The organism is Prosthecobacter sp., from assembly GCF_034366625.1.
GTDB lineage: Bacteria > Verrucomicrobiota > Verrucomicrobiia > Verrucomicrobiales > Verrucomicrobiaceae > Prosthecobacter.
On the sequence record NZ_JAXMIH010000005.1, the window covers coordinates 116,853 to 137,277 of the forward strand.

The following is a 20,425-nucleotide window of genomic DNA, read 5'->3' on the forward strand; positions in this document are numbered from 1 at the left end:
CACTTCTTTTCTTCTTCCCCCTCCGCTTGAATCCACCCCCATCAGTCGTAGCTCAGCACATCGTGCATCTTCCACGACACGCTTCCTCTCCCCATTCCCTCGTCGCTCCACACTCGCAGATCCATTGCCTCAAACGGCTCCATCCATTTCAGCGCCGCCTTCAAGCCATCCGTCCCACCATTTTGCGCACGTACCATCGCAAACGCCTTCAGAAACTCCCGCAGCTTCGTGAAGCTCATCTTCACCCGCAAGCCTGCGGGCAATGCAGAACCCGGCAGCCTGAGGATCTCCGCAAATCGCACCTGCTGCGCCCGCGACGTGCCCAGCATGAACATCTTCTCCGTCAGCGACACACACGGCACCAGATCCTCCGATCCAAACGGCAGCTCATACGAATGACTCACAGCATCGTCGCTTCGCTTTGTCACCACTGGCGGCAGTCCCACTGGCTGCGGCGCAGGCACCTGCTTCAACAACATCTGCAACGCCGTCTCCATGTTCTGCCATGACACACCGATCAGCTCGCGGTTCTTGATCTCATGCACATTCGCAAAGCGTGGCAGCGGCACCGCGTCGCCCCCCGGCGGCAATCCTGGCAGCAGCGGCATCTTCCCACCGATGTCGAGGATGATCGCCCCATCATTCCCCAGCGCCTTCTGCCAGATTGTCTTCGTCCCGTCATACAGGCTGATCACACCCGGCAGCACCGCTTGATCCACCAGCTTGAACGTTTCGACGGCCTTCTCACCGCCCACGCCCGCTTTCGTCAGCTCTTGCGCCGCCGCATAGGCCGTCCGCATCCACGCTTCAAAATAAGCCCTTCCGGTCCCCGTCGTGGATCCTTGCCCGCTCATGCCAAACACCACCTCCGGCTCATCCAGCAGTGCCGTGAACTGAGAAGCCTTCGCCAGCGCCTCCATCTCCGCCTTCACGATTCCTCCTGCAAAATCCACCTGCAAACCACCCTCCCACCACGCCACCGCCGCGCCATTCGTGTGCTCGCGATGATAAAACGCCCGCTCCGCTGCCGCCAGCTCCACTGCTTGCGGCCCCAGGGAGCGCGCCATGCCTGCAAACATCTTTTCCGACTGCAATCCCGCCAGCAACCCGCGCACGATCGGCTGAAACGGCTCGTCGGATTGCAGCACATCCCAAAACGGCCCGTCCCAGCACACGATCAATCCCAAGCTCTTCAGCGCATCCACATCCAGCCGTCGCATCTCCGGTCGCGCCAGCATCGAATCCTCCACTGAGTTCGCCAGCCGAATCTGCTCCTTCGACTTCGCCACCGCCACATATGCACGTTCGGTGCTCAGGCCCAGCGCCAGCACCCACTTCTTCCGCGCCAGCACATCCATCCCACGCGTGATGCGGTCCTTCATCTCCGGCGTGATCTGCGGCATCGCCTGCATCAGCGCCGCCATCCACTCCCGCCGCCGCTCCACCGTCAAAACCTGGTCCATCGCGATCTCATTCACCGTGATCTTCTCCCCCTGCGTCGTCACGATGCGCGACTGCGGCGCATCCCCCAGCCATTCCGCCAGATGCAGTTGGTCACTGGCCAACTTCAGCACCTTCTCCGGCTCCGGCGATGCCACACCGATCATCACCGGCGGCATTTCAAATCGCTCCAGCACCAGGATCAACGCCTCCAGCAGCTCGGGATCACGCAGCGCCGCCTCCATCAGCTTCTTCGCATCAAAGCTTGTGCCCAAACCCGCCAGCACGCCGCCGCTCATCATCCCGCGATACGCCGTCTCGTTGTAGAGATCGTTCAATTGCCGCAGCAGCGCGATGCTCTTCAGGCTCTCCTTGCCGAAGGCGAGGAACATCTCATCCACCGCCACATTCATCGCTTCGCCCGCAGCCGGTGTCTTGTCTTCCACCAGCGCCATCATCTGCCTCCACCAGTTCGATGCCTTCAACGCCTCCGCATTCTTCTTCCACTGCACGCTGCTCACGCAAAACTCCACATCCCCCGCCACACGTCCCGCCAGTCCCAGCTTCGCCGCCTCCGTCATCAACGTCGGCTTCACCACGATGGGCACGTCCGCTTTAACATTCGTTGGTGTATTCTTCTTTCCGCAGCCGCAAAGCATTAGCGCCGCTATCAGGAGTAAAAATGACGAATGACGAATGACGAGCCGAGTGGAGCGAGACAGACTGCCGCAGGCAGCCCGAAGGGAAGCGAAGCGCATCAATACCGAACGACCAAACTCACGCCTCACGAGCAGACCCCGCCCGTGTTCGTCATTCAGGCTTCGACATTGATTCGTCATTCTGATTTCGTCATTACTTCAGTGCCGCATACACCCGATGCACATCATCATGCCCGTCGAGTGTTTGCAGGAAACTCGTCACCTCCTCACGTTGCTCATCCGTCAACTCCGGGAACTCCTTCGGCACATAGCTCATTTCGGAAGTCGTCACCTGCCATCCCGCCGCCTTCAGGGCCTTCGTCACGGCATCCAGGCTCGTCATCTGGCAAAAGAACCGCGCACCGAGTTGCCCCGCGGCCTCTTCATCCTCGACCTCCATCGGCTCCACATTGTCCGCCTCCGCTTCCAGCGCCGCGACTTCGATGTCCAGCGTCTTATCAGCATGATGTGCCTCGATCACGCCGCAGTGATCAAACATCCACGCCACCTTGCCCATGCTGCCCGCGCGGAACAGCACTTTGATGTCCGAGGACGTGCGGTTGTTGTTGTCCGTCAGGCATTCCACGATCACCGGCACCCGGTGCGGCGTGAAGCCCTCATACGTCGTCGTCTCATACTGCACTGCGTCCGGCCCCGTGCCCGAGCCCTTCGCAATCGCCCGCTCAATGGTGTCTCGCGTCACACTCTGCTTCTTCGCGATCGCCACCGCCGCCGCCAGCCGCGCATTGTACTCAGGATGCGGCCCGCCCAGCTTCGCCGCCACCTGAATTTCCCGCACCAGCTTCCCCGTGATCTTTCCCTTCTGGTCCGCGGCCATTTCCCGCCATTTCTGTTTCCATTGTGCGCCCATGATGTGTCTTTCAGTTCAAAGTTAAGGCGCACACCAAAGGTGGGAGCGGTGGGAATGCAAGCCGTGCCGTAGCGCGGTATTCCGATACCGCGAACACGCCGTCACGGAATCGGAATTCCGCGCTACATCCGGGCTGTTGTTTTCACGACGCTTTCACCCGGCTGAGGCGCTGTTGCAGTTGCGTGTTGCCCAGCTTCGTCAGTATGACCTCCGTCCGCTTCTCACGTTCCTGAATCTGGCTCTCCATCTCTTCCACATGATCATAGAACCACGCCAGAGCCGCATAAATCTGCACCAGGGTCAGGTCAGGATGGTTCTCATGCAGCGTTTCCGCGCTCCACCCATGTGCCAGATGCTCAGCGACGAGATGGGCCACCTTGTAAGGCGTTTCATCGATCCACGCCTCGCCTGAAGCTTCTCGCCAGATATGCGGCATGATTTGAGCAGGCATGTGGAAGCTAGGCTCAGCCATCTCTTTGTTCATGCTGGCATATTTACGGCACCGACTTGATCCGTATCTTGTACCAGCGTGATCCGCCTTCAGGATCACGCATTGTCACCACAAAGTGATCATCTTTGATCGAGGTGACAACAGGAGTGCGGTTTTCATGCTTGCCAAAACGCTCCTTGGAAACAAGCACCGTCTCGGCCACCAGTTTGGGCGCTGTCGTTTTGATGAGATACACGTCGCTCGTATCAGGTCCGCGATCTCCTTTCACACGCCACTTGGGCTTCCAGCGGCTACCGTTCACATAGGTGGCCTCATTGGAGCCTTCATGCAGCCCCGGCTTGGCTTCGCCACCAGGCACCATCCAGTAGATACCTTCTTTCGTGACGTGCAGCTCGGAACCACCATCAATCAGAGCTTCTACCGTGAATCCTTCAACGACCTCCTGCTTGGTGCCCGATTGATTTTTTGCTGGAGCCAGCTTTTCGGCTTCCTCGCGAAACTCCCGAATCTTGGCGTCTGCCGCATTAGCACCAGGCAGGTCACCAGACTTGAGCAGCTCCACTTTCACCTTGTCGAGTCGCGGGATGAATTGGTTGTTTAATCCGCTGATGCCTGCAAACACCTTGGTCGCATGATCTTTCAGCACCGCCACGGCCGCTGTAGGCAGCCCCTCCGGGGGAGTTGCTTTTTCCTGTGAAGTTATGGGCAAAGAGGCAATGGCCACGTTGATGGCGTTAGCGGCTTCGAGTTTGCCGCTTTTCATCTGCTCCTTCAGCACCTCTTGAAGCTGCGACTTGGCCAGTTCTTTGAGCCGGTCGATCCCTTCAGTCTTCTTTGCCTGGTACTCCGCTAATTCAAACGCCAGAACAGCCGGAAGAGCGGTTGTGGCATTCTGTTGTGCCATGGCTGAGAACGTCTTGAGCAGGAGTATGAAGAGGATGAAGAACTGTTTCATGGCGCATGAGGTGATGAGTCGCCAAGTGTTTCCGAACGGATCAGCCAACGCAATCACAAAAACCGCGCCGTCCGGCTCTCCTTACACTTCTTCACCTGCTCGGGCGTTCCTGCCGCGACGACGCGGCCACCTTCGGCTCCGGCCTCGGGGCCGATGTCGATGAGGAAGTCGGCTTCGGCATAGACGTCGGGGTGATGCTCGATGACGACGACGGTGTGGCCTTCATCGACGAGGCGGTGGAGCACGTCGATGAGTTTGGCGACGTCCTGGATGTGCAGGCCGATGGTGGGCTCTTCGATGAGGTAGAGATTGCGCTTCCCGGCCTTGGTAATGCCTTTGAGTTGCTCTTTGATCGTGCGACCGTCGCCACTGCGCAGTTCGGTGACGAGCTTGATGCGCTGCGCCTCGCCGCCGCTGAGCGTGGGGCTGGGCTGGCCGAGCTGAAGATAGCCCAGGCCGGTGTCGGCGAGCAGTTTGAGCGGTCGTGCGATCTTCTGCACCGGCGCGAAGAACTCGGCGGCCTCAGTGATGCTCATGCGCAGCACCTCGCCGATGTGTTTGCTGTTGTACTCGACCTCGAGCGTCGCGGCGTTGAAGCGCAGGCCGTTGCAGGTCTCGCAATGCACGCGCGTGGTCGGCAGGAAGGCCATTTCGACTTTGATCTCGCCATTGCCGCCGCAGGTTTCACAGCGTCCGCCTTCGGTGTTGAAGGAGAAGCGGCCTGACGAGTAGCCACGCGTTCTGGCGAGCGGCACCTGCGCGAACAGCTTCCGAATGTCATCCCAGATGCCCACATACGTTGCCGGACACGAACGGCTGGTCTTTCCAATCGGCGATTGATCGACCTCATGCACCGTTTGTAGATTCTCAAAGCCTGTGATGCTCTTCCAAGCGTGAACGATCTTCGCTTTCGACTTGCTGATCTTCTCGCGCACCGCTGGCGATAGCGCGCCATGCATCAGCGAGCTTTTGCCGCTGCCGCTCACGCCGGTGAGCACGGTCAAACGACCGAGCGGGATCGCGACATCGACGTTTTTGAGATTGTTCGCCGTCGCGCCGGTCACGCGCAGCCAGCCGTCTTTCGATTTGAGCGCAGGCAAAGCCCGTCGCTCGCCGCGTGAGGGATGTTTGAGTGGCTCTTTCAGGCTCTGGCCCGTCACGCTCTTCTTGTTCTTCAACAGATGCGCCAGCGTGCCTTGCGCGATGACTTCGCCGCCGAATTTGCCCGCGCCTGGTCCCAGATCGAGAATCGTGTCCGCACGTCGCATCGTTTCGTCATCGTGTTCGACGACGAGCAGCGAGTTGCCCTTGTCCCGCAGCGCGGAGAGCGTGTCGAGCAGCTTCTCGTTGTCTCGCGGATGCAGGCCGATGGTCGGTTCATCGAGCACATACAACACGCCGCGCAGATTGCTGCCGAGCTGTGCCGACAAACGAATGCGCTGCGCCTCGCCGCCGCTGAGCGTGTCCGCGCTGCGATTGAGCTGTAGATAACCGAGACCGACTTCCTGCATGAATTTGAGCCGCTGCTCGATCTCCTTCACGATGTCGCGTGCGATGATCGCTTCCGTGCCCGCAAACTTCAGTTTGCTCATCAGCTTGCCTGCATCGCCCGCCGTGAGCGAGGTGAAGTCTTGAATCGTGCTGCCTTGAAGCTGCACGGCGCGGCCGATCTCGTTGATGCGGCTGCCGTGGCAGCTCGTGCAGGTCTGGCGCGGCGCGTCTTCCTCGTCCTCGCTGTTGAAGCGACGTTCTTCCTCCATCTCGGCCTCCAGCACCGAAACATCGGGCTGACGATCACTCAGATCGAGCTTGCGACCGACGACGCCAAAGCCGCGGCAGTCTTTGCACCAGCCATGCGGGCTGTTGAAGCTGAACAGTCGCGGATCAAGCTCCTCAAACGACAAACCGCACGAAGGACAGCTCATCTCCGTGCTCAGCACCGAAATCGATTTGTCCGCCAGGCGCAGCTTGATCGTGCCCTTGCCCATCTTGATCGCCGCTTCGACCAGCGGTCGCAGTTTCTCATCCGAATCGGCCTTTGTAACCTTCGCGATCACCGCATCAATGTTGTGCTCCTTGAAGCGCTCCAGTCGTTGGAAGCCCAGCGTCTGCCGGAACTCGCCATCGACGAGCAGCGTCTCAATTCCGTGCCGCTGCGCGTGATCCGCCACCTCGTTGTGGAAACCTTTGCGCGCCTTGATCAGCGGCGCCAGCAGGTGCAGCGGCCCTTTGGTCGCCTGCTTCATCACCGCATTCAAAATGGACTGCACGCTCTGCTTCTTCACCGGCACGGCACACTTCGGGCAATACTGCGTGCCCAGCTTCGCAAACAGCAGGCGCAGGAAGTGATACGACTCCGTCACCGTCGCCACCGTCGATTTGCCTCCGCCACGCGAGATGCGCTGCTCGATGGCCACTGTCGGCGGCACGCCCGTGATCAGATCGACCTCCGGCTTCTCCATCTGCTCCACAAACGTCCGCGCATACACCGACATGCTGTCCAGGAAGCGGCGCTGTCCTTCCGCAAAGATCAAATCAAAAGCCAAGGACGATTTGCCCGAGCCGCTGAGGCCCGTGACGACGACGAATTGATCACGCGGGATGTCGAGGCTGATGTTTTTCAGGTTGTGTTCACGAGCGCCGCGAATGGAGATCGTGTTTGTCGTAGCTCGACTCTCCAGAGTCGAGGCGCGTGCCTTGGGACGTTCGAACTCGACTTTGGAAAGTCGAGCTACTCCAAGCACCTGCCTGAGATAGCGCCCCGTGTGCGAAGCCTCACACTTAGCCACTTCCTCCGGCGTGCCCGCAATCACCAACGCACCACCCGCAGCACCGCCCTCCGGCCCGAGATCAATGACCCAGTCGGCGCATTTGATGACTTCGAGGTTGTGCTCGATGACGAGCAGGCTGTGGCCTTCGTTGACGAGGCGTTGCAGCAGCTTCACCAGCAGCGCGATGTCATCGAAGTGCAGGCCGGTGGTCGGTTCGTCGAGCAGCAGCAAGCTGCCGGAGCCTTGCTTCGCTTTGGGATTCGTGGGGTTCTCAATGAGATGCCCGATGAGCTTCAAGCGCTGCGCTTCACCGCCGGAAAGCGTGTTAAGCGGCTGCCCGAGCTTCAAGTAGCCAAGTCCGGCCTCATTGAGCATTTGAAGCTGCACTACGATCTGCGCGGCTTTCTTTGACGATTCAAACAACGGGCTGCTAAACCACGCCACCGACTCCTCGGCGGTCAAACCGAGCACATCGTGAATGCTTTTGCCATGCAGCAGGATTTTCAACGCATGCGGCTGATAGCGGCGACCTTCGCACTCGGGACAAGTCACATAGAGATCGCTGAGGAACTGCATCTCGATCTTTTCGTAGCCGTTGCCCGCGCAGCGTTCGCAACGGCCTTCGCCGGAATTGAAGCTGAAGAAGCCCGGCATGATGCCCTGCGTCTTCGCATCCTCCGTTTCGGAGAACAGCGTGCGGATGTGATCAAACGCACCGAGAAACACCGCCGGTGTGGAGCGCGGTGTGCGTGCCAGCGGCGATTGATCGACCATCACGACCTCGCGCAGGTTCTCATGGCCGGTGATCTTGCTCACGCGGCCCGGTTCGTCCTCGCAGACCTCGCCGCGTAGCTTTTGCAGGTTCCGGTAGAGCACATCATGCACCAGCGTCGATTTGCCGGAGCCGCTGACGCCCGTGACGCAGCAGAACACGCCGAGCGGGATGTCCACGTCGAGCTTCTTGAGGTTGTTTTGGCGCGCGCCGTGGATGCTGAGGTACGGAGTCCCGCCTTTAGGCGGCTTGGTGCTCTTGGGTGTTGCGGCGCCCTTTCCGCCTGAAGGCGGGACTCCCAACTTTCTCCGCTCCTTCGGCACGGGCACTGATTTCCGTCCGAACAAGTAATCTCCCGTCAACGATCCAACCTTCGCGCTCAGCTTCGACAGCGGCCCGCTGAACACCAACTCGCCGCCTTTGTCTCCACGCCCTGGACCGATGTCGATGACGTTGTCGGCGCTGCGCATGACGGCTTCTTCATGCTCGACGACGAGTAGCGTGTTGCCTTTGTCACGCAGGCCTTCCATGACGCCGATGAGGCGGCCGATGTCACGCGGATGCAGGCCGATGCTCGGTTCATCGAGCACGAACAGCGTGTTCACCAGCGAAGCGCCGAGACAGGTCGTCAAATTCACGCGCTGAAGTTCGCCACCGCTCAAGGTGCGTGTTTGACGGTCCAAATTCAGATACCCGAGGCCCGCACGATCCATGTAGCTGATGCGGCTGGCGATTTCATCGCGCAGCATCGCGGCGGCGTGATCACCGTCCTTGAGCTGCCAGGATTGCACGAGCGGATGCAGATCGCTCACCGGCAGACGCCAGAGATCGGCCAGCGTGTGCTCGCCGATGCGGAAGTTGTGCGCCTCCTTCTTCAAACGCCCGCCGCCGCAGTCCATGCACTCCGTGTAGGCGCGGTAACGGCTCAGAAACACGCGCACATGCATCTTGTAGCTGCGCGACTCCTGCCACTTGAAGAACCCGCGCACGCCATACCATTCGCCGCGATTGTAAGCCTCCTCGGGATCATCCCGCGTGCCTTCGATGAGCCATTTGCGATCGGCATCGCTGTAATCTTCAAACGGCTTGTGAATATCGACGCCACGCTTCCGTGCCGCACGTTCGAGATCGGTCTGCGACTCGCCATAGGTGCTGCCTTGAAACGGTCGCACCAAACCTTCATTGATGCTGAGCGACTCATCAGGAATCGCCTTGCCCATGTCGAGACCTAGCGTGCGGCCAAAGCCGCGGCACGTCGGACACGCGCCGATGGGTGAATTGAAGCTGAACAGGCCCGGCGTCGGTGGTGGCAGCGTGATGCCGCAGTCCGCGCAGCTCCAGTCGGTGGAGAAATGCCGGGTTTCATCGTCAATGCTCGTCGCGACCTTGCCTTTGCCGAATCGAATCGCCGCTTCCACCGCCTCGCTGATACGCGCGCGTTGTTTCGCTTCGAGCGTCACGCGATCCTGCACCACCATCACCTGCGCTGGCAGTTTGCGCTCGGTGATTTCATCGAGGCGCACGATCTGGCCATACAGCCAGATGCGCACAAAGCCTTGCGCTTGCAAGAAGGCCGCGAAATCAGCCGACGCGGTGTCCTTCGGCACCGGAACGGGAAACAGAATCAGCGCCTGCTTGCCTGCGTGGCCGTGCAACAGCGTGTGCAGGATGCTCTCCGTCGTTTCCGGCTTCACCGCCTGTTTGCATGACGGACACGTCGCCGAGGCGATGCGCGGGAACAGCATCTTGAGGTAATCATTGATCTCCGTGATCGTCCCGACGGTCGAGCGCGTGCTGCGCATGTTGTTCACCTGCTCGATGGCGATGGCCGGCGGGATGCCCTCGATCGAATCGACCTGCGGCTTGTCCATGCGCTCGAAAAACTGCCGCGTGTACGGCGAAAACGTCTCCACATACCGCCGCTGTCCCTCCGCGTAGATTGTGTCGAACGCCAACGACGACTTGCCGCTGCCGCTCGGCCCCGTAATCACATTCAGCTTCCCCAGCGGCAGATCCAGATCGATCCCCTTCAGATTGTTCTGCCGCGCCCCGCGAATGCGGATGACGTCGTCAGAAATGGGGCGGCGGGCAGTTTTTTTCGGAACACGAGACATGGGGGGGGCGGCGAGAGTAGCGATACGCCCCGAAGTGGCAAACGGGCGCTCAAGGACGCGAAAAGAAAGCGTCGCCATAACGAGTCCCGATCCCGAAGGGATCATCGAAGGTAGCCAGGGGTCACACGACCCCTGGTAACCATGTCACAAAACCCGTTGCCCAAGGGCGCATGCCGGCGGCATGCTAGCACCGTCCTCTTACCCCACGCCTCCGCATGCCCGGCACCTACACCTCGCTGCATTACCATGTGATCTTCTCGACGAAGAACCGGGAGCCCATCATCGCCGCCGCATGGCGTCCGCGACTGCACGAATACCTCGGCGGCATGATTCGCGGGCTGGAGGGCACCCCGATCTGCGTCGGTGGCGTGGCGGATCATGTGCATCTGCTGTTTGGCCTCAAACCGACGCATTGCCTCTCCGACTTCATGCGCGATCTGAAGAAAGACGCGACGAACTGGGTCAAGGACACGCTCCATGAGCCACATTTCGCGTGGCAGGAAGGCTATGCGGCGTTCACGGTGAGTCCGACGGCGATTCAATCGGTGCGCGACTACGTCAACGATCAGGAAGAGCATCATCGCGTGAGAACCTTCCGCGAGGAGTTGGTGGCGATGTTGCGGCGGACGGGCGTGGCGTTTGAAGAACGGTATTTGGATTGAGGCGGAGGTGTGGAGGTGAAGAAAAGTCGCAGGCAAGCATCCAGCACCCAATATAGCGCAACGATTTTGTGCCTTCGATCCCGAAGGGATCATCGAAGGTAGCCGGAGGTCAAAGACCTCCGGAAAGCCGGATCAACGTCTCCGCGTCTCAAGGGCGCATCCCGAAAGGGATGCTAGCGCCGCTGTTCGTCCACACGCCTGCAACCGAGGCCACAGAACATTCGCCCACCGCTAGCATGCCTCCGGCATGCACCCTTGAGAGAGCTTGGGGTTCGCACGTCATCCAGGGGTCATTCGACCCCTGGCTACCTTCGATGATCCCTTCGGGATCGTTGCATCACTCCCCTTCGGCGAAGTAGTCTGAGTCGATGCGCTTCACCGCATAGACTTGAGCGACCGAGACGCCGACGTTGTGGTCGATCATGAGTTCGGCCAGCTCGTCACCGTCGATGAGGACGATCTTGCTGTTGCTGACGTTCTTGGCGAACACGACGGCATCTTTGGTGAACGTGGAGGTCGTGATGAAGATGCCTTTGGTGGCTTTGTTGCCAGAGCACTGGCGAACTGCTGCACATCTGTTCAGCCGACGGTGAACTCCAATTTTGTTTGGATGAAGTCATCGAACGGGAAGGCATATGGTTGACCATCTACCTCCATATATATACACCCATTTCCAACACCCAAAATCTCCGCCATATCTGGAGAAGGCCCGTTACTGGGCGGATCCGGTACCACAAAATACTTGGTCGTCCATTTTGGGGTTCTATCTGGCTTGGAGGATTGCGCGAAAACAAAAAACCGCCTGGTACTCCAGCATAGGTCATCAAAGACCACGACGGTGTGATCTTTTGGACAGTAGAAGATGCGGTTTACAGAAGAATCTTCATTGCCGGTGGAAAAGAGGCTTTCTGCCTCACCGACCAACTTACCATCCCAGAAAAGCTGATAACGAGATGCCGTGCGTGTAGGGCCATAAGGAAGCCCGTCAGCATAGGTGGCTTTTCCGAGCTTGAGTTTCAGCGCCAAATGGTCGCCCAGTTGCATGGACTTGAAGCGGTGACCAGGTCCTTTGGACTCGTCCGTTTGCGGGACATCCTCTCGAGAGCACTGGTAGCGGCGGTAGCGCTCCAGAAAATGGGCTTTCGCCTGACGATCACCTTCTTTTAACCGCTGTATCTCGGTCTGCGCACGAGCCTGCTCGGCTTTGTAACTTTGTTCCCAAGCCGCTGCTTCTTTGTCTTCCACTGATCGACAAGCGGTGATGACGATCAGTCCTAGAAGTAAAACAGATGGTCTCTTCATGTGAACTCATTTCCCCAACGCCTTCTCCAATTCCTCCACCGTCGTCACGGGGGCTTGGCAGGTGAAGTTTTGGCAGACGTAGGCGGCGGGTTTGTCGCTGACGGGTTTCATGCCTGCAATGGCTTCGTTGTGCTGGCCGAGCCACTGCTGACCTGTGCCGCCGTCGGCGAGGAGGAGGGCGGCGTTGGGAAGGAACTTGCGATGGAGGTGTTGGGCGAGCTTTTGAAACTCAGGGGCCGTTTTGTCGCCGGCGAGGACGATTTGCTGTTTGCCGCGATGGTGCAGGTCGAAGGCGATGGCCATGACGGGCACGGAGGAGGGGCTGCTCTGAAGCGTGGAGCCGAAGAGGGCGAAGATTTTCTCGGCCTGCTGCTTCCAAGTGTCTTTGGCGAGCAGGGCGCTGAGGCGCACGAGGTTGAGGGCGGCGAGAGAGTTTGGTGAAGGCTCGGCGCCGTCGTAGTCTTCCTTGATACGGAGGACGCTGTTGGGCATGTCGGTGTGGACGCTGTAGTAGCCGCCGTTTTTGGTGTCGAGGAAGAGGGTGTCCATCTCGCTTTGCAATTCGACGGCCCACTGGAGCCATTTCACGTCGAAGGAGGCCTGATAGAGATCGAGCAGGCCGTGAATGAGGCAGGCGTAGTCGATGGCGAAGGCCTTGGGGCCGCGCTCGCCTTCGCGCCAGGAGCGGTGCAGGCTTTTGCCGGGTGTGGTGCAGAGCTGATCGTGGATGAACTGTGCGGCTCCGGTGGCGAGTGCGGTTGTTTCGGCATCGCCAAAGGCGGCTCCGGCACGAGCTAGGCCGGAGATGGCGAGTCCGTTCCACGCGGCGATGATTTTGTCATCAAGATGCGGGCGCGGACGTTTAGTGCGGGCTTCAAAGAGCGTGCTCAGGCCTTTGTCGATGATGACTTGAACTTCTTCGGGGGTCTTCTTGAAGAACTCGGCGGTCTTTTTGAAGGAGACGGCGCGGTAGAGGGTGTTGAGGCCTTTGAGTTCGCCATGTGGATCGCTTTCGGGGCGTGCGTTGCCATCGCGGCGGGCACCGTAGGCGTAGCGGAAGATGTTGCCGTCGTCTTTGCCGAGCAGTTCGTCGATTTCGGCGGCCTTCCAGACGTAGAAGGCGCCTTCGGTTTTGTGCGCGGCATCGGCGGTGGCGAGGCTGTCGGCGTCTTCGGCGGAGAAGAAGCCGCCGTCCTTGTGGCGCAGGTCGCGCTTGAGATAGGCGACGGTGTTGCGGGCGATGGTTTCAAAGAACGCGGTCTGCGTGATCTGCCAGCCTTCGACATAGGCGGTGAGGAGTTGCGCCTGATCGTAGAGCATCTTTTCGTAGTGCGGGATGTGCCAGTAGGCATCGACGCTGTAGCGGTGGAAGCCGCCGCCGACGTGGTCGCGCATGCCGCCATTGGCCATGCCGCGCAGCGTCTTGACGGTCATCTCCATGGCCCACTGGCTCTCGGAGACGCGGTCTTCGCCCTTCCGCTCAGCGAGGATGCGATGAATGCGCATGAGCAGGTTCAGTGTGGTGGGCCGTGGGAACTTCGGTGCGCCGCCGAAGCCGCCTTCATGGTAATCGAAGGAGCCGGAGAGATCGTCGTAAGCCTTCTGCACGAGCGTCTCGTGACTGATGTCGGTGACGGCGCTGTTTTCGTTGTCGAGATGCTCCTGGAGTTTCTCCACCGAGCGCGCGGCACGTTCGTCGATGCCTTTGCGATCTTCGGTCCACACCTTGTGCAGCTCGTTGAGCAGATTCTTGAACCCGATGCGGCCCGGCGTGTTCTCCGGCGGATAATAGGTACCGCCATAAAACGGTTTCAGCTCCGGTGTGAGGAACACACTCATCGGCCAGCCGCCGTGGCCGCTCGCCGCCTGAACGTAGGTCATGTAGGTGAGATCGACATCGGGCCGCTCCTCGCGATCGACTTTGATGGGAATGAAGTTGTCGTTGATGAGCTTGGCGACTTCCTCGTTCTCAAACGACTCGCGTTCCATGACGTGGCACCAGTGGCAGGTCGAGTAGCCGGACGAGAGGAAGATCGGCTTGTCCTCGGCCTTGGCCTTCGCGAAGGCCGCATCGCCCCACGGCAGCCAGTTCACGGGATTGTGCGCGTGCTGAAGCAGGTAGGGCGAACGCTCCTTGGCGAGGGCGTTGGTGAATTTGTGGGACTGGCCGGAATCACTCATTGGGGTAATGAGTTAACGTCCGCATGAGGGGCGGGGTTGCAAGCGGTCAAGAGCTGCGCGTCAAGAGTGTCAAGGTGGTCAAGATGGTTACTGGCACGACGCTTGACGACCTTGACCAATTGACCGGCGCAGCCTTGACTTGGTTACTTTTCCACCTGCTTTGGCAGCATCTTCGCGACGATCCACAGCAGCGCACCGACTACCAACGCAAGTGCGGCCCAGAGCCACGGAGAGCCTTTGCCGCTGGTGAGGGGATCGGCCTGGTAGCCGGGGAGTTTCTCTTCGTCGCCGAGCGTGGCGGCGACCTTGGTCGCGGTTTCAAATTCGCGGCGGACGAGTTGGAGGTCGTAGCGCGTGTGGGTGGCGCGGCTGTTGCCGTAGCAGAGGCTCACCGGCTTGGTATCGGGAACGCGGAACAGCAGGCGCACGACGGGATAAACGACGCGCGCGCTGGTGATTTGCAGCGGCGCGTTATCGCCGTTGTCGGTGGCGAGGCGGATCGTCTCGGCCCGTGGGGCGCTGTAGAGGGGAAGGTGGAAAGTGGTGGGTGTTTGTCCCGGCGTGCGCTGCCAGTTCGCGGTGCCGAGAATGCGCTCGAAGTGGCCCTGCTCGTTGTGAATCTGTTCGGTGACGCTCAGAGTGCGCCGGAACAAGGGCGTGGGCGAGTCGAGCAGCAGGGTGCTGCCTGGGAAATTGGCAAAGGGCATCGTGATGTCCCACTTGGACCAGCTAGGAGCCTTCGGGTCGGCAACTTCGACGAAGGAGATGGCTCGTTCGCGCTCCAGGCCCGGTTTGATGGCGAGAAAGGGAACCTGACGGCCCTCACGAACGATCCGCACGTCGTTGAGATCATTCTCGCAGCGGGCGAGCGCGGCGGGATCGAGTTCGAGCTCAATGACGCCGGCTTCGCTGAACTGAATCGCCCGTTGGAATGACCAAGCGGAGACATCAATGGCCGCTCCGGTCTCGCCGACTTCGGGCGCGGTGGCGGTCTTGCGAAAGTCGGCGTTTGCTTCGACGGCGCTGGCCGTGGCGGAGTTGGCGCTCGCATCGCGCAGTTTGTCACTGAGCGCGGCGATGTCGTAGCGTGGTTCGGATGCCTGCGCGTTGCCTATGTAGAGCTGCCATTCGCCAGCGGTGTCAGCTTGAAACACTAGCGGCACGATGTGGCGCGTGACCTCGACGCGGTCGAGGCGCAGCGGCGGACTGTCGCCGTTGTGGATGACGAGTTCGACCTCACGTTTGGCGGCGAGCTGATGCGCGGGGACTTCGAGGTCTTCAGCCGTGAATCCTTCGTGCTGGATGCGGAACAGCGTGTGCGTCGTGTTCAAGAGCGTGGACACTCGCTGGAACACCAGTTCGGGCGTGTGAACGCGCACGGCGCCGAGCAGCACATTCGCGCTGCCGAGATCAAGCGTGAGGCGCGTTGTGTCCTTTTCTTCGGTGCGGGATCGAATCGTCGCTAAATGCGGCACGGTGCGCAGCTCCGGTAGTTCCCGCACGATTTGAGCGCCGGTGAAGGCGACGGGCCCGGTGCGTGAGTCGTCGATGGTGATGCGGAATTGCCTCCACACCGCCGGAGCGATGGGCAGCCGCAAACGCTCGGTGCCATTCTGGCGGCAGAGCACTTCGCCGCTGCCGAGCGTCTGCCACGTCGTGCCGTCGCTGCTGGCTTCGAGCGTGGCGGCCTTGATGAAGTTTTCGCCGTTGGTCTTCAGCACCAGTTCCTGAATCGTGAAGGTGTCAGGCGGCTGAAACTCGAGCACGGTGGTCGTCGGATTTAGCGTGGCCTTGAAGCCGACAGCTCCGACACTCGCCGGACGCATGGTGCGCGGCAAGGCGATGATGTAGGGCGTTTCGACACCAGCGGGATTGATGACACGAAGATCATGAAACGGTGCTCCGCCGGTCGTGCGAGAGGCATCAAGCAGCGCGGGTTCGAGTTCGAGGCGGGTGAGGCCGGGCTGCGTGATGCGCACAGTCTGGCGGTGCGTCCACGCGGCGAAATCGGCGGCGCTGGCTGCCGTGGAGAAGCACAAAGCGAGGAGCAGGGGATGCGGGTTCATGATTGGAAAGTAGTAATGAGCTTCAGCTCGTTCTGATGCGCGGTGAAGACGAGCTAAAGCTCTGGAGTGCTTTTGTCGTCGGTGAGGAAGCGTTGATACAGGAACGAGGCGACGAGCGCGATGATGGCAACCGCGATCAGGGCACCAATGCGGTAGCCGCTGTCGATGTTCGCGAGATCGTGCAGGAAGAGCTTCAGCAGCGTGACCGCGAGCAGGCCGATGCCGGCGTAGCGCGTGGGTGCGTTGCGCTTCCAGATGCCGAGCACGAGCAAGGTGAGCGCGAACAAGGCCCAGGCGATGGTGTAGGTCATGTCGCGGGCCAGATTGCCGTTGAAGTCGAAGGTGATCGAGCGCTGGCCCGCCGGCGTGAAGGCATCGGCGATTTCGATGTTGAGCAGCAGGAAGAGCAAAATGCCGCCGAGAGAGCCGAACAGGCCACGCAGGTTGATTTTGCCCCAAAGATGACTTGGAGGTGTGAGCCAGAAGGCGGCGAAGAACATCGCCAGCGCGGAGAGGCTGTAGGCGTAGAGCTGCCAGTTGAGGATCGGCGTCTCGCCACGGATTTGATACTCCAGCACGGCGGGATTGACGGCGAGACGGACGAAGGCGGCGACGAGCAGCGCCGTGCCGGTGCCCCGCAGGCCGGGATGCGGCACGCGGCGGAAAAGCCAGCACAGCGCCGCACCTTCCAGCGCCCAGCCAATTGTGATCCATTGCTTCTCGAACTGGATCGGGAAGATCAGCGTGATGAAAAACAGCGCCACACCGCCGAACCACGCGAGTTGGGTGAGACGTGCGGGATTTTCGGCCCCGTGCTGTTTCAAAACGAAGACGAGGCAGAGCAGGGGAGCGATGGCGAAGGCAACGGGGAGCAGGCCTATCGAGTCATTCGGCCAGGTTTGGCCAACGAGACGATACACAAGGCTGAAAGTGCCGATGCTTGCCGCCGCGGAGGCGATCCAGGGCAGTTTGCGCGTGGCGAACTGCTTCTGAAACACGAGCGGGAACGCGGTGAAGATGGCGTAGAAGCCGAGATACCAGAGCAGCGGCGTGGTGGCCTGCTCCACGCTGAAACTTTGCTGATGCCAGGCCCATTCGAGCGCCAGCACGCAGCCCAGCGCTGTCGGCGCGAGCGCGGTGATGCCGCTGATGCGCACAAGGCCGAGCAGGAAAACGGTGAGCAGCAGTGCGAGGCCGAAGACCGGCGACGGATTCGCGATTTGCAGCCGCAGTGTGGCGAGGATAAGCAGCAGGAAAGGCAGCACCGCCGAGCTGACCGGCAGCAGCGCGGAGAACGCGGCCTTGGGCAGTTTGCGCGAGAGGAAGCTGCTCGCGATGCCGAACAGCACGGCGAAACCACCGACCACGAAGAGGAATGGCATGAGCGTGAAGCCGATCTCACGCGGCCAGCGGAACAGCCACGCGCCTGCGGTGATCAAGGTGAGCACCAGCGCTGCCAGCACCGGCATGAGCCTGCCAGTCATCACCGCGAGGCCGATGATGAGCAGATCGACGAGCAGGATCACCGGCCAGATCGAGAGACTGATCGCATCCAGGCAAAGCACGGGCATGAGCAGCAGGATGAGCGTGATGACGGGCACCCAGCCTGCGAAGGGCACCTGATTTGGCGCTTTACGCTCCATCAGCACTGCAAACGCGGTGTGGAACAGGCCGAAGGCGAGGAAAGTGCCCAGCGCATGCGGCAGGAGCTCGGGGGTGAGCTTGTTAGCCGTCCAGATCGAGAGGTGTAGGAAGGTGAGCGTGCCGATGATGCTCTGCGCGATGCCGACGCTTGATTGATGCCATACGATTCGCAAGGCGATGACGTTGATGCCAAGCACGAAGGTGTAGAGCAGTACGGGGCGCTCCGTGATGGCCCCGAAGCCGAGAAACACGAACGCGGTGAACAGCGCGCTGCCGCACAGCGCCAGCGCGGATGCCGCCGGGAAGAGATCGTCGGCGTCCCGTTGCTTCGACCACCAGGCGGCGAGCGAGAACAGCGCCGCGAAGCCTAGAAACACGATCACGGGAGTCCAGGTGGCCGAACCGATGGCGTATTGCGATGAGTGGAAGAATTTCACCAGCCACCCGGCTTGCATGAAGATGGTGCCTGCGGCCGCCAGAGCGGTGAGATGGAGCCAGCGTTTGTTTTTGGCGACGGCGAGCACACCGATGTCGAGCAGCGCGATGTAGCTAAAGAGGCCGAAGGGTTGATCGCGACCTGTGGAGCAGAGGATCGGCGTCAAAAAACCGCCGAGCATGCCGAGCACGGCTACGACCTGCGCATTGAGCCGCACGGCGAGCAGGAAGGCCGCGCCGGTGATGAGCGTCATGAGCAGAAAAGCCACCAACGGCTGATCGAGCGGTGGGATGCGCCAGATCGAGTGCGCGGCGAAGGTCACGCCGTAGAGCATGACGATGCCCGTGGCACAGAGTGTGTTCGCAAGCGTGATATAGCGCTCGCGGCGATGCATGACCACACCACCACCGACAAGACCGATGCCGATGACGAAACCGATGGCCGTGCGCAGCTCCGGTGAAATCCAGCCGCGCTCAATGCTGAGCTTCACGAAGAAGATGACGCCGAGGAACAACGCAAGACCGCCGACCCACGCGAAGAGCTTTGCACCCATGAATTGTTCGAGATTGATGCGAACGGCGGGGACTGAAGGTGGTTGGGGTGCAGCGGACGGGCTGAAGCCCCCTGCCCGCATCTCTTCGCGAAGCGATGCAGGCGGGGAACTACGAACGGGCTCCGGAGCTTGGGTGAAAACGGGTTCGGGTTGGGGGATCGGCGGCGGCGCGGCAGGTTCAGCGACGAGTTTCGGAGCAGGAGCCGAAATGAACTCACGCGGTGCCACGGGAGGCGGCGCATGTTTGGCCCGCGTTTCCGCAGCGGCAGGTTCCTCCTGCGGACGCGTCATCTTGTTCACCGTTTCCAGCCGTTCGATGCGCTGAATGAGCCGTGCCTCACGTTCGATGCTGCGGGCCTGTTGCTCGCGCAGAAAGCCGACTTGCTTGCCCAGTTCGTCGGTCTGGCGCCATGTCTTGCTGGCGGAGACGAGCGCGATGATTGGCATCACGAGCACCGCGCCGCTGACGACCAGGAGGATGAGAATGATGAGTTCTTCCATAATGCCGCGCAGTGTCTCAGGATCGGCGGGCAATGGAAATTGATATTTCCAGGTGGCATCATTGATAAAGCGTATAGCCTTCCACTCGTCCCATGAACGTCCATCACCTCGAACTCTTTTACTACGTGGCGCGGCATGGCGGCGTGAGCGCCGCAGCACGGGCGATGCCGTATGGCATCCAGCAGCCGGCGATCAGCGCGCAGATTCTCCAGCTCGAGGACGTGCTCGGAGTCACGCTGTATCAGCGGCGGCCGTTTCAGCTCACGCGTGAGGGGCAGGCGCTCCACGATTTCATCGCACCTTTCTTCAGCGGTCTCGCGGAAATGGCGGATCGCATTCGTGGTGGTGGTGAAAAGCGGCTGCGCATCTCGGCTGCGGAGATCGTGCAGCGAGATTACCTGCCAGAGCTGCTGGCGCGCATGCGGCAGCGGGTGAAGGGCTTTCATTTCACCCTCACGCATGGCCGTCAGCAGGAGATCGAGGCGCTGCTGGCCGCGCAGGAGATCGACATCGGCCTCAGCACGTTGATGGACAAGACGGCGGCGAACATCGAGGCGCGTGAACTGCTGCGCCTGCCGATGGTGCTGCTCGTGCCAAAGCAGAGCGGCCTCACGAAAGCGGCGCAGATTTTTGAAAAGGATCGCATCGACCTGCCGCTCGTGGCTTTGGAGGCCAAAGATGTGATTTCGCGTTCGTTCCAGGCCGCGCTGCGTCAGCGTAGCCTTGAATGGCTGCCCAGCCTTGAGGTCGGCAGCCTCGATCTCGTGGTGCGCTACGTTGCTGAAGGCTTCGGCGCGGGATTGGCCCTGCGGCATCCGCGTGTCGAGCTGCCTGCTGGTGTCAAAGCTCTCGCGCTCGATGATTTTCCACCGCTGAGCTTTGGCGCGCTGTGGACCGGACGCCTGTCACCGCTCGGCGAGGCGTTTCTTGCGGAGGCAACGACACTAGCGGGGGAATTGGCGGCGTAGATCTCACGGCCATGTTTCACTTCATGCTTGCATCCATGCC

At 60.6% G+C, this 20,425-nt stretch carries 12 protein-coding genes; 2 read left to right on the forward strand and 10 right to left on the reverse strand.

Annotation, left to right across the window (positions count from 1 at the left end; translation table 11 throughout):
• Positions 1-41 precede the first annotated feature (41 nt).
• The 5 genes from U1A53_RS01505 to uvrA all read right to left on the reverse strand — a co-directional run bounded on the left by U1A53_RS01505 (position 42) and on the right by uvrA (position 10,072).
• Positions 42-2,048, reverse strand: a complete 2,007-nt coding sequence (locus U1A53_RS01505) for a hypothetical protein (protein WP_322278584.1) — start codon at positions 2,046-2,048, stop codon at positions 42-44.
• Positions 2,049-2,292: 244 nt separating this feature from the next.
• Complete coding sequence (locus U1A53_RS01510) at positions 2,293-3,009, reverse strand: YebC/PmpR family DNA-binding transcriptional regulator (protein ID WP_322278585.1); 717 nt, start codon at positions 3,007-3,009, stop codon at positions 2,293-2,295.
• A gap of 142 nt (positions 3,010-3,151) precedes the next feature.
• Positions 3,152-3,460 carry a DUF433 domain-containing protein gene (locus tag U1A53_RS01515; RefSeq protein WP_322278586.1) on the reverse strand — a complete coding sequence of 103 codons (309 nt, stop codon included), beginning with the start codon at positions 3,458-3,460 and terminating at the stop codon, positions 3,152-3,154.
• A gap of 43 nt (positions 3,461-3,503) precedes the next feature.
• Complete coding sequence (locus tag U1A53_RS01520) at positions 3,504-4,415, reverse strand: hypothetical protein (RefSeq protein WP_322278587.1); 912 nt, start codon at positions 4,413-4,415, stop codon at positions 3,504-3,506.
• A gap of 53 nt (positions 4,416-4,468) precedes the next feature.
• Positions 4,469-10,072, reverse strand: coding sequence for an excinuclease ABC subunit UvrA (gene uvrA / locus U1A53_RS01525; protein WP_322278588.1), 5,604 nt, complete (start codon positions 10,070-10,072; stop codon positions 4,469-4,471).
• Positions 10,073-10,287: 215 nt separating this feature from the next.
• Between uvrA and tnpA the strand changes: the two genes are divergently transcribed.
• On the forward strand, positions 10,288-10,734 hold the full coding sequence (gene tnpA / locus U1A53_RS01530; protein WP_322278589.1) for an IS200/IS605 family transposase: 447 nt from the start codon (positions 10,288-10,290) through the stop codon (positions 10,732-10,734).
• 337 nt (positions 10,735-11,071) lie between these two features.
• Here the strand turns inward: tnpA and U1A53_RS01535 are convergent, their stop codons facing one another.
• The 5 genes from U1A53_RS01535 to U1A53_RS01555 form a co-directional block, all read right to left on the reverse strand.
• Positions 11,072-11,335 carry a restriction endonuclease gene (locus U1A53_RS01535; protein ID WP_322278851.1) on the reverse strand — a complete coding sequence of 88 codons (264 nt, stop codon included), beginning with the start codon at positions 11,333-11,335 and terminating at the stop codon, positions 11,072-11,074.
• Positions 11,314-12,036 (reverse strand): hypothetical protein, encoded by a 723-nt coding sequence (locus U1A53_RS01540; protein ID WP_322278590.1) that lies wholly within the window; start codon positions 12,034-12,036, stop codon positions 11,314-11,316. Before U1A53_RS01540 ends, U1A53_RS01535 begins: the two co-directional genes overlap by 22 nt.
• Before the next feature lie 6 nt (positions 12,037-12,042).
• Positions 12,043-14,217: a thioredoxin domain-containing protein gene (locus tag U1A53_RS01545; RefSeq protein ID WP_322278591.1), complete on the reverse strand. Its 2,175-nt coding sequence runs from the start codon at positions 14,215-14,217 to the stop codon at positions 12,043-12,045.
• Positions 14,218-14,360: 143 nt separating this feature from the next.
• Positions 14,361-16,283 carry a hypothetical protein gene (locus tag U1A53_RS01550; protein ID WP_322278592.1) on the reverse strand — a complete coding sequence of 641 codons (1,923 nt, stop codon included), beginning with the start codon at positions 16,281-16,283 and terminating at the stop codon, positions 14,361-14,363.
• Between the two features lie 53 nt (positions 16,284-16,336).
• A complete protein-coding gene (locus U1A53_RS01555) occupies positions 16,337-19,450 on the reverse strand; it encodes a DUF2339 domain-containing protein (RefSeq protein WP_322278593.1) in 3,114 nt (1,037 codons plus the stop codon).
• Between the two features lie 59 nt (positions 19,451-19,509).
• Here U1A53_RS01555 and U1A53_RS01560 point away from each other — a divergent pair, with 59 nt between their 5' ends.
• Positions 19,510-20,385, forward strand: coding sequence for a LysR family transcriptional regulator (locus tag U1A53_RS01560; RefSeq protein WP_322278594.1), 876 nt, complete (start codon positions 19,510-19,512; stop codon positions 20,383-20,385).
• The last annotated feature ends 40 nt before the right edge of the window (positions 20,386-20,425 follow it).